This window comes from Pseudoduganella buxea (genome assembly GCF_009720835.1).
GTDB lineage: Bacteria > Pseudomonadota > Gammaproteobacteria > Burkholderiales > Burkholderiaceae_D > Rugamonas > Rugamonas buxea.
Map to the genome: position 1 here is coordinate 124,584 of NZ_WNKZ01000002.1, position 12,899 is coordinate 137,482.

Genomic DNA, 12,899 nt, shown 5'->3' on the forward strand with positions numbered 1-12,899 from the left:
AGGTTTTTCCCAAGCTGTTACTTATGGATGCTTCCCTTTCGGTTGCTGCCCCAATTATAATGAGAATTGTTCTCATTTACATTCGACGGCGCCGCATGAACCTCCACCTTCCTTCCGTACCGACATGGCCAACACCTTGAAGTCGCCCGGCTGGGCCTATCGCGGCGGCGTGCTGGTGCGGGCCGTAGCGGCCATCGGTGGCGGCTACGGCGTCGCTGCCTTGTGGGCCGCGGCCATCGCCACCTGGCTGCCGTCGGCGAAGGTGGAGGCGGCGCTGACTGGCACGATGATCGCCTTCCTCGTCTATCCCTGCGCCGTGATGTGGTGCTTTGCCGCGCGCAGCGCCGCCCGCGCGTGGGTGGGACTGGCCCTGGCAGCCTTGCCGGCGGCAGTGGGGCTGGCCCTGCACGCGTCGTTGAACGGAGGTGCCGCATGAAGGAAGGTTTTCGCCAGTCGATGGCATGGCTGCATACCTGGTCGGGCCTGCTGGTGGGCTGGCTGCTGTTCCTGGTCTTCTCGGCCGGCACGGCGGCCTACTTCCGCGACGAGATCACCTTGTGGATGAAGCCCGAATTGCACCAGGCGGCGCACACGCCGGTACCGCAGGCGGTGGCGCTGGGCCACGCGCAGGTGCTGCTGGAGCGGCGCGCCGCCACGGCACAGCGCTGGTTCATCACGATGCCGAGCGAACGCGAACCGGCGGTGCGGGCCAGCTGGGTGCCGGCCAAGCCGGTTGCCAGGGACGGCGCGTCCAAGGACGCCAAGCCGAAAGGGCGGCGCCGTTTCGAGAGCGCCGAACTCGATCCCGCCACGGGCGAGGAGCTGAGCAAACCGCGCGCCACGCGGGGCGGCGATTTCTTCTACCGCCTGCACTTCGACCTGCACTACATGTCGCCGATCTGGGCACGCTGGATGGTCGGCGTCGCCGCCATGTGCATGCTGGTGGCGATCCTGTCGGGCATCGTCACGCACAAGCGCATCTTCAAGGACTTCTTCACCTTCCGCCCCGCCAAGGGCCAGCGTTCCTGGCTCGACGCGCATAACGTGACGGCCGTGCTGGCGCTGCCGTATCACCTGATGATCACCTTCACTGGCCTGGTGACGTTGATGTTCCTGTACATGCCCTGGGGCGTGCAGGCGCTGTATCCCAGCCAGGACCAGTTCTTCACGGACCTGAACAACGCGCTGCCGGCCGATGCGAAGCCGGCCGGGCAGGCCGCGCCCCTGGCGCCGCTGGCACCGATGCTGGCACAGGCCAGTGCCGCCTGGGACGGCGCGCCGGCCGGCCGCGTTACCGTCAATTTTCCCGGCGACGCCAACGCCACCGTGCTGATCTCGCGCCAGTCCGGCCGCACCATCGGCTACGACCAGCCGGACATGCTGTTCGACGGCACCAGCGGCCGCACGCTGTCCAGTACCCAGCACACGGGCGCGGCGGCGACGACGCGCAGCGTGCTGTATGGCCTGCATATCGCCCGCTTCTCGAACCCGCTGCTGCGCGGCCTGTTCTTCCTGTCCGGCCTGGCCGGCTGTGCGATGGTGGCCACGGGCCTGCTGCTGTGGGCCGTGAAGGAACGGCAGAAGCATGCCAAGCGGCTGGCGCAGGGCGGCCGCCATATCGGCCTGCGCCTGGTGGACGGCCTGAACGTGGCGGCCATCGCCGGCCTGCCGGTGGCGATGGCGTGCTATTTCTGGGCCAACCGGCTGCTGCCGGCCGCGATGGCGCAGCGCCCCGAAGCGGAGATCCGCTGGTTCTTCATCGCGTGGGGCGTCACGGCCCTGGTCGCGCTGGCGCGGCCGACGCGCCGCATGTGGCAGGCCATGCTGGCCGCAGGCGGGGTGCTGTTCGCGCTGCTGCCCGTGCTGAACGGCGCCACCGGCGGCGCCCACCTCGTCACCAGCATCGCCCACGGCCTGTGGCCCGTGGCCGGCTTCGACCTGGTCACGCTGGCGCTGGGCGGCGCCTTGCTGTTCGCCGCGTGGCGGCTGCAAAAGCCGGCGTTGCTGAAAAAGCCGGCGCACAAACCGCTGGCGGCGGAGGCGGCATGAGCGCCCTGCACGAGACGATGGCGGCCGTGACGGCGCTGGCGGCGGCGATCGCCGGGTTCGCGTCGCTGAGCCTGGGCATCGACCGCCATTGGGAAGCCCTGCACGGGCGCGGTACCGATCCGGGCGCGTGGCGCCGCCGGCTGCAATGCGCCGGCGCCGCAGGCTTGCTGGTGTCCTTGCTGGCGTGCGTGGCGCTGCGCGGCAGCGCGCAGGGCTGGGTGGCGTGGGCCGGCATGATGACGGCGGCGGCGTTGACGGTGGTGCTGACGTTGACGTATCTGCCGCACCGCCTGCCGCCGCTGGCCAAGGCCATGGGCGCCGTTGCGCTGCTGGCGGCGCTGGCCATGCTGGCCGGTGCGTGACGACTACAGCGCCGTCTCGAAGCCTTCCAGCACATTGACGATATTGGTGCCCAGCTCGCGCAGGGGGCTGCCGCCTTCGAGCACGAAGCAGGCCGGCAGGTTCAGCCAGGCCAGGCGCTCGCCCAGGCGCAGGTAGTCGCCGCCCTGCAGGCCGAAGCCGCCGTGGGCTTCGCCGTGAAAGGTGTTGGCGCCCAGCGCGATGACGAGGGCATCGGGCCGGTACATCGACAGGCGCACGCAGGCCGTCTCCAGCGCCGTGAACCAGGCCTGCGGATTCGGCGCGCCGGCCGGCAGCACCAGGTTGGCGTTGTAGCCCACGCCCACGCCGCCGCCCGTCTCGTCGGCATGGCCGCAGTAGAAGGGATAGGCGCTGCGCGGTTCGGCGTGGATCGACAGGCACAGCACGTCGGCGCGTTCGTAGAAGATGGCCTGGGTGCCGCTGCCGTGGTGGTAATCCAGGTCGAGGATGGCCACGCGTTGCAGGCCGTCGTCCAGCAGGTGCTGGGCCGCCAGCGCGGCGTTGTTCAGGTAGCAGCCGCCGCCGAAGTAATCGGGGCCGGCGTGGTGGCCGGGCGGGCGTGTCAGCGCGAAGGTGCTGCGTTCGCCCACGCGCAGCGCATGCGCCGCGTTGACGGCACAGTCGGCGCCCGTCTTCGCGGCCGTCCACGTGCCGGCTGTCAGCGGCGTGACGGTATCGATCGAGTACAGGCCCAGGCGCGCGCCGAAGTCGTCCGGTTCGATATCGGCGCGCATGCCGCGCACGGGGAAGTGCGAAGCGAAGGCGTCGCGCGTGGCATTGGCCGGCGCCTGCGCCAGCCATTCGCCCCATGCCGTGCGCAGGAAATGCAGGTAGCGCGGGTGGTGCACGCGCTCGAGCGACATCAGCGGCACGCCGTGCGGCGTGACGATGCGGCCCAGGCCACGCCGGCCCAACTCGGCCAGCACGGTCTCGATGCGGTCCGGCCCGTCGCGCGGCGGCATTGCCGTGCCCCCCATGGGCTCGTGCCGGGCCCGATGCTGGGCGTGCTGCTCGTTATAGAAGGTGAGCACGCGCGCCCCGCGTCACGGATGGTCGTGACACAGATTGCTGTTGCGGTAGGCCGCCACGTAATCGTCGAAGTTCGCTTGCGGCGCCGCTTCCAGCGCGGCCTGTTCGGCCAGCGACTGCTTTGCCAGCGCGTCGAAATACGCGGCCTGTTCGGGCGTGGGCGGGTGGCTGCGGAAGTAGGCCGCGTGCCGTTCGCTCTGGCGCAGGCCGAAGTCGGCAAACGATTTGCCGTTGGCCAGGAGCTCGCGCATGACGGCGGCCGACGGCGTGCGCTCCGGGTCCGCCAGCTTTTCCGCCTGCACCGCCAGCGAGGCGGCGTGCACATTGTCGCCGCGCAGCGAGTCGAGCAGGTCGGCGGCCGGGCGGATGCGTTCGAGCAGGTCGCGGCCCCAGTCCTGCAGGCTCACTTCGCTGCCGTCGCGCGTCAGGGTCAGGCCCGGACGGCGGCCTTCCTTGACGGTGCGGGCGAAATTGCTCGCCAGGACTTCGCCGCATCGTTCCGTGATGGCGGGGCTTTCCTCCAGGGCGCAGAACAGCAGGAAGGCGTCGAGGAAGCGGCCGGCCTGTTCGCTGATGCCGACCGGTTCGAACGGGTCGACGTCCATGCAGCGCACTTCGATGTACTGCACGCCGCGGCTGCACAGGGCCTGGATCGGACGCTCGCCGGTGCGGATCACGCGCTTGGGCCGGATCGTCGAGTAGTACTCGTTCTCGATCTGGATCACGTTGGTGGACAGTTGCTGCCACTCCCCGGCCGCGTTTTTCGTGCCGATCTTCTGGTACGGCTCGTACGGCTGGTTGACGGCGCGCGTCAGCGTGGCGACATAGTTATCCAGGCTGTTCTCGTGCGGGCGCAGGCCCGATTGCGCGTCGTTCTGGTAACCCAGGTCGCTCATGCGCAGGCTGGTCGCATACGGCAGGTACAAGGTATCGTCGGACAGCTTCTCCAGCTTGTGCGGCCGGCCGCGCAGGAAGCTGCTGTTCAGGGCCGGCGAGGCGCCGAACAGGTACATCAGCAGCCAGCTGTGGCGGCGGAAGTTGCGGATCGTGGCCAGGTAGGCTTCGGACTGATAGGCCGTGGGCGAGAGCAGGCGGTCGGTGGCCGGCTCGTGTTCGGCCAGGATGCGCCACAGGCGCTCGTCCAGCGAGTAGTTATAGTGGATGCCGGCGATGCACTGCATCGCCTTGCCATAGCGCAGGGCCAGGCCGCGCCGGTACACGTGCTTGAGCATGCCCATGTTCGACTTGCCGTACCAGGCGATCTCGATGTCTTCCTCGGCCGGCAGGTGGCACGGCATCGACTGGCTCCACAGCAGTTCGTCATCCAGCTTGCTGTAGGCGAAGCGGTGGATACCGTCCAGCTTTTCCAGGGTGGTGGCGATGTCCGCCTCGGCCGGCGTGATGAACTCGGCCAGGGTCTCGGCGTAGTCGGTCGTGATCTCGGGATGCGTCAGTGCGGAACCCCAGCCAGCCGGGTGGGGCGTGTGCGCCAGGTCGCCGGTCGGCCGGACCCGCAGGGTCTCCCGCTCGATGCCGCGCAAGCCGCCCCGGAGCACCTCGCGGTGCGGTTCACTGGCCAGCAGTGCCAGGCGGCGCGTCAATAGACTGGACAATTTGCTATTCCTTTCTTGTGCATCTTTAACCAAATATTGTTGGGAGCGTAACCGAAATCGGAGGAATGCGCGTCGTCGCCCCCAGTTTGCGCAAAAAAGGAGCAGCGCCGGCCATCGGCGTGGCCGTCCATGGATTCTAACAAAGGCGAATTTGGCCGGTCGGGGCGTTGGCTAACGCAGGGCGGCGCGCCCGCCCGTGACGCGGGCGATGCCAGCGAGATCGTGCCAGCTTTGCACGTCCTGCCAGCCGCCCGCCGTCAGCAGCGCCTGCACCGCGTCGGACTGGTCGTAGCCGTGCTCCATCAGCAGCCAGCCGCCCGGCACCAGGTGGGCGGGCGCGCCGCCGACGATGCGGCGCAGCGCGGACAGGCCGTCCGCATGGTCCGTCAAGGCGCCGGCCGGCTCGAAGCGCAGATCGCCTTCGGACAGGTGGCGGTCGCCGCTGGCGATATAGGGCGGGTTGGAGACGATCAGGTCGAAGATGTCGTCTTGCAGGGCACCGAACCAGTCGCTTTGCAGCAAGCGCACGGTGGCGCCGTTGCTGGCGGCATTGCGCCCCGCCACGGCCAGCGCCCCGGCACTGACATCGAGGGCCGTGACGGCGGCGTCGGGCCGCGTATGGGCCAGCGCCACGGCGATGGCGCCGCTGCCGGTGCCCATGTCCAGCACGCGGCCGCGTGGCGGCAGGCGTTCCAGCGCCAGCTCCACCAGCAGTTCCGTTTCCGGGCGGGGGATCAGCACATTGGCATCGACGGCAAAATCGAGGCCGTAGAATTCGCGCCGGCCGATGAGGTACGCGACCGGTTCGCCGGCCAGGCGGCGCGCGATCAACGCGGACAGGCGGGCCGCTTCATCCTCCGTCAGCGTGCGCTCGGACTGCGTGATCAGCCCCATGCGCGACAAACCCAGCGCGTGGCACAGCAGGATGCGGTTGTCGACCGGGTCGAGCAGCGACTGGCGCTGCAGCGACGCCACCGTCGCGCCGGGAAGCGCGGCCTGGCTCATGCGCGGCGCGGTTCGGGATTGCGCACCAGCACCCAGATCATCACGCCCGTGAGGATGACGAACCAGACGGCCGACCACTGGGGGATCGACAGGCCCAGCAGGCCGTCGGTGGCGTTCTCGCACAGGCCGTCAGCCTGGAACAGCCACGGCATGTACGTCGCCGTGGGGATCTTGTTCAGCATGGTTTCCATCGGGTCGATGCCGCAGGAGAAGCCGGGGTTGGCCAGCACATACAGGTGCTTGCCGACGACGCCCAGCCCGCCCACCGCCGCCGCCAGGCCGATGCCGGCACCCAGCTTGGGCTTGCGGCCGAAGGCGCCGACCAGGCAGCCGATGGCGACGGCCAGGAACAGGTAGCGCTGGATCACGCACAGGGGGCAGGGCAGCAGGTCTTTCACATGCTGCAGATACAGCGCCGCGCCGATCAGCAGCAGGCAGACGGCAGCGGTCGACAAAAGAATGGTGCGCGAGTTCATCGTCATCAATATTGGTGAATGGTCAAGGACGCGCCAATTCTCGCACAAAGCGGCACGGCGGCGGACTTAGTCGCGGCTTAACGCCAATGACAAGCGCTGAGCTTGTGTCCGCTGACAAAAATAATGGCTGAGCTTGTGGCCACCTTGGGGGCGTAGTTGGGGTTTCGCGGAGCACTGCTCCGCGCCGACGCAGCGGACATGGCTTGCCAGCCATGTCTCCTTCCAGACCCTGACACAGACACGAGCTCAACCACTGCTTATGGCTGTGCCTGTGTCCATGTCGGGGTCTGACCCCACGGTGGACACGGGCTCGGCAGTGGCGATGTCTTAGTCGCCCAGTGCGGCGAGCTGTTCGGCCTGGTGTTCGGCGGACAGGGCGTTGGTCAGTTCCGTCAGGTCGCCGTCCATGATCATGTCCAGCTTGTACAGGGTCAGGTTGATGCGGTGGTCCGTCATGCGGCCTTGGGGGAAGTTGTAGGTGCGGATGCGTTCGCTGCGGTCGCCGCTGCCGATCAGGCTCTTGCGCGTGGCCGCTTCCTTCGACTGCTGTTCGCGCAGCTGCACGTCCTTGATGCGCGCGGCCAGCACCTTCATGGCCGAGGCCTTGTTCTTGTGCTGCGAACGGTCGTCCTGGCATTCGACGACGATACCGCTGGGCAGGTGGGTGATGCGCACGGCCGAGTCGGTCTTGTTGATGTGCTGGCCACCCGCGCCCGAGGCGCGGTAGGTGTCGATGCGCAGGTCGGCCGGGTTGATGTGGACGTCTTCCACTTCGTCCGCTTCCGGCATCACGGCCACCGTGCAGGCCGACGTGTGGATGCGGCCTTGCGTTTCCGTGGCCGGCACGCGCTGCACGCGGTGGCCGCCCGATTCGAATTTCAGCTTCGAGTAGGCGCCGTTGCCGACCAGGCGGGCGATGACTTCGCGATAGCCGCCCAGGTCGCTTTCGGAAGCGCTGACGATTTCCACCTGCCAGCGGTTGCGCTCGGCGAAACGGGTGTACATGCGCAGCAGGTCGCCGGCGAACAGGGCCGACTCGTCACCGCCCGTGCCGGCGCGGATTTCCAGGAAGATGTTGCGCTCGTCGTTGGCGTCTTTCGGCAGCAGCATCTTCTGCAGGTCCAGTTCCAGCGCGGCCAGGCGCGCCTTGCCGGCTTCGATCTCGTCCTGGGCAAAGTCCTTCATGTCCGGGTCGGCCAGCATGTCCTGGGCCTCGGCGATATCGCCCAGCACGCCCTGGTAATCCTTGTACAGGGCCACCAGCGGGCCCAGCTCGCTGTGCTCGCGCGTCATCTTGCGGTAGCTGTCCATATTCGACGTGGCGCCTTCGGACATCAGGAGTTCGTCCAGCTCGACGAGGCGGTTGGCAAGTTGGTCCAGCTTGGCCAGCATTGATGGTTTCATAATCTTCGGATCAAGTAGAAGTAACAGCGGGGAGCGACAGCAGTGCCGCGGGGCGCGGCGGTGTTGCAGCGGTGGTGCGGGGAAGGGGCGCTAACGGCGGCCGCGGAACAGCTGGGGCAGCAGCTCGGCCAGCTGGGCCCGCTCATTGCCCTGGGCCCGGTGCAGGGCCTGTTGCGGGCCGTGCATGAACTTGGCCGTCAGACCTTTCGACAGCGCTTCCAGCACGGCCTCGACATCCTCGCCCCGGGCCAGCAGCTTGCGGGCCCGTTCCAGCTCGGCCATGCGGATGGCTTCGCCGTTTTCCTGCAGGCCCTGGATGACGGGCACGACGGCCCGGTCGTCGACCCAGTGCATGAAGGACTGCACCCGCGTTTCGATGATGGCTTCGGCCTGGGCCACGGCGGCCTGGCGGTTTTCCAGGCCCGTCTGCACGACGCCGGCCAGGTCGTCCACCGTGTACAGGAACACGTCGTTCAGCCGCGCCACTTCCGGTTCGATATCGCGCGGCACGGCCAGGTCGACCATGAACATGGGCTTGTGGCGGCGTGCCTTGATGGCGCGCTCGACCATTCCCAGGCCGATCAGCGGCAGGGACGAGGCCGTCGACGAAATCAGGATGTCATATTGGTGCAGCTGGTGCTGCAGGTCGGCCAGCCGCATGGCCTTGCCGTTGAAGCGGTGCGCCAGCGCCTCGCCCCGTTCCAGGGTGCGGTTGGCAACCGTGATCGATTTCGGCGTCTGCGCCGCGAAGTGCGTGGCGCACAGCTCGATCATTTCGCCGGCGCCGATGAACAGCACGTTCTGCTGGCTGACCTTGTCGAAAATGCGCTGCGACAGCCGCACGGCCGCCGCCGCCATCGACACGCTGTGGGCGCCGATCTCGGTGGTGCTGCGCACTTCCTTGGCGACGGAAAAACTGCGCTGGAACAGCTGGTGCAGGTAAGTGCCCAGGCCGCCCACTTCGTCGGCCGTGCGGATCGCGTCCTTGATCTGGCCGAGGATCTGCGTTTCGCCCAGCACCATCGAATCGAGCCCGGAAGCGACGCGGAAGGTGTGCCGCACCGCTTCATGCTGGGGCAGCATGTACAGGTGGGGACGTAGTTCGCCGTAGTTCAGCTTGTGGAAGTCGGCCAGGAAATGGGCGCCCGCGTCGAGCGGATTGGCCACCGTGCTGGCCGCATACAGTTCCGTGCGGTTGCAGGTGGACAGGATGGCTGCTTCATCGCTGCCGCGCGAATCAAGGCGCAGGAACCAGTTGCGCGCCGCCGTGACGGCCGCACCCAGCTGATCCGGCGCGAACGCCAGCCGTTCGCGCAGGGCGACCGGTGCTGTAGTGTGGTTGAGGCCGACGGCGAGAAGTTGCATTACCAGTAAAATCAAGGACGTAGGCGAACATTATAGCGCGATGTACGGGCGCCGACTTTCACCCATTCCGGTATGCAAGAGAGGACAAAATGTCCCAGCTGGCGGCTGCGGGCCGCCTGATGCTGCCTGCCGCCTTAATTGCCCAGCTTTTCCAGCCGGTAGCCGTAACTGTAGACGGGCACGAGGCGGAAACCGTTCTCGGGCTTCAGCTGCAATTTGTTGCGTACGCGGGACACATGGGTGTCCATCGTGCGCGACGGTACGTCCGTTTCCCGTATCCACACGGCTTCATGGATGTAGGCACGCGACAGGGGGCGGCCAATATTGCGGAAGAACAGCAGCGCCAGGTAGAACTCCTTGTGCGTGACGTCCAGCACATTGCCGTCCATTAACAGACGCCCCGGGCGGGTTTCGAACACGTACTGGCCGAACTGCAACTGCTCGGCACCGTTCTGCGTGGGGAAGGCCCGGCGCAGAAGGGCTTGCACCCGCGCTACCATTTCGCTGCGACGCAGGGGCTTGATCATGTAGTCCTCGGCGCCCGCATCGAGCCCGGCCACGATATCGTCCTCGCCGGAGCTTGTCGTCATGAACAGCACGGGGGCGTTTTCATTGAGTTTTTCGCGGGCCTTGCGCATCAGGTCCGCGCCCTCCATATCGTTCACCTGCCAATCGAAGATCAGCATGTCGTAATCTTCCTTGCGGAGTTGGCCCAGCAAGTCTTTGCCGGTCTGGAAGCCATGGCAGACATGGCCTGCCGATGTCAGCACCTGGCAAATCAGGTCGGACTGGCTGCGCTCATTATCAAGGACGACGATCTTCATTTATCGACAGGTTGAAACAGATGGAGGGAGCAAGTGTCAGGAATATAACAGGTATTGACAAAAATAGTTACTAAACATACTAATTATTTCCAATAGGAACCATGACAGGGACGTGCGAACCCGGCCGGCGAATACACGGTACACTCAAAAACAATGTATTTCAATAAACCATTTGGCCACGATGGCCGCCGTTGAAGGGGAGATATTCACGTGGAGAGCGGATGGGAATTACTGCCGGCGTCGCCCGGGGATATATTGGCCGTGCGGGAACGTTGCCGCCGCATGGTGCGCCGCCGTGCCGTCGTGTCGGCCGGCGTGTCGGCGGTGCCGATTCCCGGCATCGATATCGTGTCCGATCTAAAACTGTTCACGCAGCTGATCGACGATGTCAACCGTGAATTCGGGCTGACGCCGGAGCAGGTGGAGAAGTTACAGCCGAAATATAAACTGATTGCCTACCAGGCCGCCGTCAGTGTCGGCGGCGCGCTGGTGGGGCGCCTCGTCACGCGCGACATGGTGGTCAAGCTGCTGCAGCGCACCGGCAAGAAGATCGTGGCCAGGCAGGCGTCGAAGTTCGTGCCGCTGGCCGGCCAGGTCACGTCGGCCGCGATCGGCTTCTTTGCGTTCCGGCAGATCGGCTACCAGCATGTGGAAGCCTGCGCCAGGGTGGCGCAGGAGTTGCTGACGGCGAAGGAGGATAAATAAGCGGCTGAGCTTGTGTCCATGTCGGGGTCTGACCCCGACCTGGACACGAACTCGACAGTAGGCGCTTACGCGTCCGGCAGGACGACGTTGACGTCCAGCACTTCCAGGTTGCCCTGGCGGTCGAGCGAAATCTTGATGTCGTCCGCGTTCACTTTCGTGTACTTGGAAATGACTTCGATCAGCTCCTTGTGCAGCGCCGGCAGGAAATCCGGGCCGGTGCGGCCGTTGCGTTCGCGGGCGATAATGATCTGCAGGCGTTCCTTGGCTGCAGTGGCCGTTTTCGGCTTGCTCTGGAACAGAAAAGATAGCAGGGCCATTTATTTTGCTCCAAAGAGGCGCTTCAGAAGACCCGGCTTTTCATAATCCGTGAAACGCAGGGGGCGTTGTTCGCCCAGGAAGCGGGCAACCACGTCTTCATAGGCTTCCGCCACATCCGTTCCCTTGAAATGGATGGCCGGATTGCCCTGGTTCGACGCGTGCAGGACTTGTTCCGATTCCGGAATGATGCCCATCAGGGGAATGCGCAGGATTTCCTGCACGTCCGTATAACTGAGCATTTCGCCGTTTTCCACGCGCTTCGGCGAGTAACGGGTAATCAGCAGGTGTTCCTTGACCGGTTCGCCGCCGGACTGGGCGCGGCGCGACTTGGCCTGGATGATGCCGAGGATGCGGTCCGAATCGCGCACGGACGACACTTCGGGATTCGTCACGATCAGTGCCTCGTCGGCAAAGGTCAGCGCCATCAGGGCGCCGTGTTCGATACCGGCGGGCGAATCGCAGATGATGAATTCGAAGCCCATGGCGATCAGGTCGGCCAGCACGGCTTCCACGCCGTCTTCGGACAGGGCATCCTTGTCGCGCGTTTGCGAGGCGGGCAGGATGAACAGGTTGTCGCAGTGCTTGTCCTTGATCAGGGCCTGGTTCAGCGACGCTTCCTTGTTGATCACATTGATCAGGTCGTACACGACGCGGCGTTCGCAACCCATGATCAGGTCCAGGTTACGCAGGCCGACGTCGAAATCGATGACAACGGTCTTGTGGCCGCGCATGGCGAGGCCGGTCGAGAAGCTGGCGCTGGACGTCGTCTTGCCGACACCGCCCTTGCCGGACGTTACAACAATAATTCTTGCCACAAATAATCCTTTAGAGTAAGCCGCGCTGCCGGGGCGCTGCTGATGCCACCGAAATCGTCAGGCGCGCGTTGTCGAATTAACGGATTGTATATCCAGTTTGTCACCGTTGAGCCTGATTTGTGCCGGCTGGCGCGCCTGGTCGGCGGGGAAACCATCCTCGAACGTCCGGTAAACACCCGCGATCGACACCAGTTCTGGCGACATCGACAGAGCGAAGATGCGGGCGCTGGCATCGCCCGAGGCGCCCGCCAGTGCGCGGCCGTTGAGGGTGTTGTAAACGTGGATACTGCCGTCGGCAATGATCTCGGCGCCGTTGTTGACGACGGCCATCACGATCAGGTCGCCGCCACGGGCATAGATGCGCTGGCCGGCGCGCACGGGCGTGTCGATGATGACGGTGGCCGCGCTGGCGCCGCCGTTGGCGCCGGGAATCAGTGCAGGGGCGGCCTGGACCGGCTCGGCCACTGGCGCGGGTGCCACGACAGGGGCTGGGGCCGGAGCTGCTGCCGTTTCGTCGCGCTTGCCCGTGTCCAGCGACAGGCCGTGGGCGACGATCTCGTCGACCATGTCCGGGCGGGCATTGCGCACCGCGACGGGATTGAGGCGGTACTTCTTCAGCAGGGCAATGGTGCCGGACCAGTCGATCCGTTCGCTGCCCGGGGCCAGGTCGCCCACGTCGATGACGGCCAGGTCACCCTCGAAAAAGTCGGAGACGCCCCCCGTCATGCCCTTCAATGCGGCATCGAGGGCGATGCCGTCGGACGTGTGCAGGATCGCTGACACGGCGACGACGGTGGAAATCTTGATTTCGATGGGCTTTTGAAACGGGCTTTTTGACATGACGAGAGTAAGTGAACGGGCATTTCCGGGCCCGAGCATTTTACTGTCAAAAACTATTTATTGGGAGGCATTTCA

At 65.8% G+C, this 12,899-nt stretch carries 14 protein-coding genes; 4 read left to right on the plus strand and 10 right to left on the minus strand.

Annotated elements, in window-relative coordinates; translation table 11 throughout:
- Positions 1 to 124 precede the first annotated feature (124 nt).
- The 3 genes from GM672_RS01545 to GM672_RS01555 are packed head-to-tail and all read left to right on the plus strand — an operon-like array spanning position 125 to position 2,411.
- Positions 125 to 436 carry an iron transporter gene (locus GM672_RS01545; RefSeq protein ID WP_155468768.1) on the plus strand — a complete coding sequence of 104 codons (312 nt, stop codon included), beginning with the start codon at positions 125 to 127 and terminating at the stop codon, positions 434 to 436.
- On the plus strand, positions 433 to 2,049 hold the full coding sequence (locus tag GM672_RS01550) for a PepSY-associated TM helix domain-containing protein (RefSeq protein WP_155468769.1): 1,617 nt from the start codon (positions 433 to 435) through the stop codon (positions 2,047 to 2,049). The genes GM672_RS01545 and GM672_RS01550 overlap by 4 nt, the downstream gene beginning before the upstream one ends.
- Positions 2,046 to 2,411 (plus strand): DUF3325 domain-containing protein, encoded by a 366-nt coding sequence (locus tag GM672_RS01555; RefSeq protein ID WP_155468770.1) that lies wholly within the window; start codon positions 2,046 to 2,048, stop codon positions 2,409 to 2,411. The genes GM672_RS01550 and GM672_RS01555 overlap by 4 nt, the downstream gene beginning before the upstream one ends.
- Positions 2,412 to 2,414: 3 nt before the next feature.
- Here the strand turns inward: GM672_RS01555 and GM672_RS01560 are convergent, their stop codons facing one another.
- The 7 genes from GM672_RS01560 to GM672_RS01590 form a co-directional block, all read right to left on the minus strand.
- Positions 2,415 to 3,461 carry a histone deacetylase family protein gene (locus GM672_RS01560; RefSeq protein WP_170299886.1) on the minus strand — a complete coding sequence of 349 codons (1,047 nt, stop codon included), beginning with the start codon at positions 3,459 to 3,461 and terminating at the stop codon, positions 2,415 to 2,417.
- 12 nt (positions 3,462 to 3,473) lie between these two features.
- Positions 3,474 to 5,072: a glutamate--cysteine ligase gene (gene gshA / locus GM672_RS01565; protein ID WP_155468771.1), complete on the minus strand. Its 1,599-nt coding sequence runs from the start codon at positions 5,070 to 5,072 to the stop codon at positions 3,474 to 3,476.
- A 171-nt stretch (positions 5,073 to 5,243) separates the two neighbouring features.
- Positions 5,244 to 6,077: a peptide chain release factor N(5)-glutamine methyltransferase gene (prmC, locus tag GM672_RS01570; RefSeq protein ID WP_155468772.1), complete on the minus strand. Its 834-nt coding sequence runs from the start codon at positions 6,075 to 6,077 to the stop codon at positions 5,244 to 5,246.
- Positions 6,074 to 6,559: a disulfide bond formation protein B gene (locus tag GM672_RS01575; protein ID WP_155468773.1), complete on the minus strand. Its 486-nt coding sequence runs from the start codon at positions 6,557 to 6,559 to the stop codon at positions 6,074 to 6,076. Before GM672_RS01575 ends, prmC begins: the two co-directional genes overlap by 4 nt.
- A gap of 321 nt (positions 6,560 to 6,880) precedes the next feature.
- The gene (prfA, locus tag GM672_RS01580; RefSeq protein WP_155468774.1) at positions 6,881 to 7,957 is read right to left on the minus strand and encodes a peptide chain release factor 1; all 1,077 of its coding nucleotides are present in this window, start codon (positions 7,955 to 7,957) and stop codon (positions 6,881 to 6,883) included.
- Positions 7,958 to 8,047: 90 nt separating this feature from the next.
- Positions 8,048 to 9,322 (minus strand): glutamyl-tRNA reductase, encoded by a 1,275-nt coding sequence (hemA, locus tag GM672_RS01585; protein WP_155468775.1) that lies wholly within the window; start codon positions 9,320 to 9,322, stop codon positions 8,048 to 8,050.
- 134 nt (positions 9,323 to 9,456) lie between these two features.
- A complete protein-coding gene (locus GM672_RS01590; protein ID WP_155468776.1) occupies positions 9,457 to 10,146 on the minus strand; it encodes a response regulator transcription factor in 690 nt (229 codons plus the stop codon).
- 261 nt (positions 10,147 to 10,407) lie between these two features.
- On the opposite strand from GM672_RS01590, the gene GM672_RS01595 reads away from it, so the two are divergent.
- On the plus strand, positions 10,408 to 10,851 hold the full coding sequence (locus GM672_RS01595; protein WP_229427737.1) for a hypothetical protein: 444 nt from the start codon (positions 10,408 to 10,410) through the stop codon (positions 10,849 to 10,851).
- A gap of 65 nt (positions 10,852 to 10,916) precedes the next feature.
- Here the strand turns inward: GM672_RS01595 and minE are convergent, their stop codons facing one another.
- Genes minE through minC form a run of 3 tightly spaced genes read right to left on the minus strand, consistent with a single transcriptional unit; the run spans position 10,917 to position 12,824 of the window.
- Positions 10,917 to 11,168: a cell division topological specificity factor MinE gene (gene minE, locus GM672_RS01600; RefSeq protein ID WP_107140067.1), complete on the minus strand. Its 252-nt coding sequence runs from the start codon at positions 11,166 to 11,168 to the stop codon at positions 10,917 to 10,919.
- Positions 11,169 to 11,984, minus strand: coding sequence for a septum site-determining protein MinD (gene minD / locus GM672_RS01605; protein ID WP_170299887.1), 816 nt, complete (start codon positions 11,982 to 11,984; stop codon positions 11,169 to 11,171).
- 57 nt (positions 11,985 to 12,041) lie between these two features.
- Positions 12,042 to 12,824 (minus strand): septum site-determining protein MinC, encoded by a 783-nt coding sequence (gene minC / locus GM672_RS01610; RefSeq protein ID WP_155468777.1) that lies wholly within the window; start codon positions 12,822 to 12,824, stop codon positions 12,042 to 12,044.
- Positions 12,825 to 12,899: the final 75 nt, after the last annotated feature.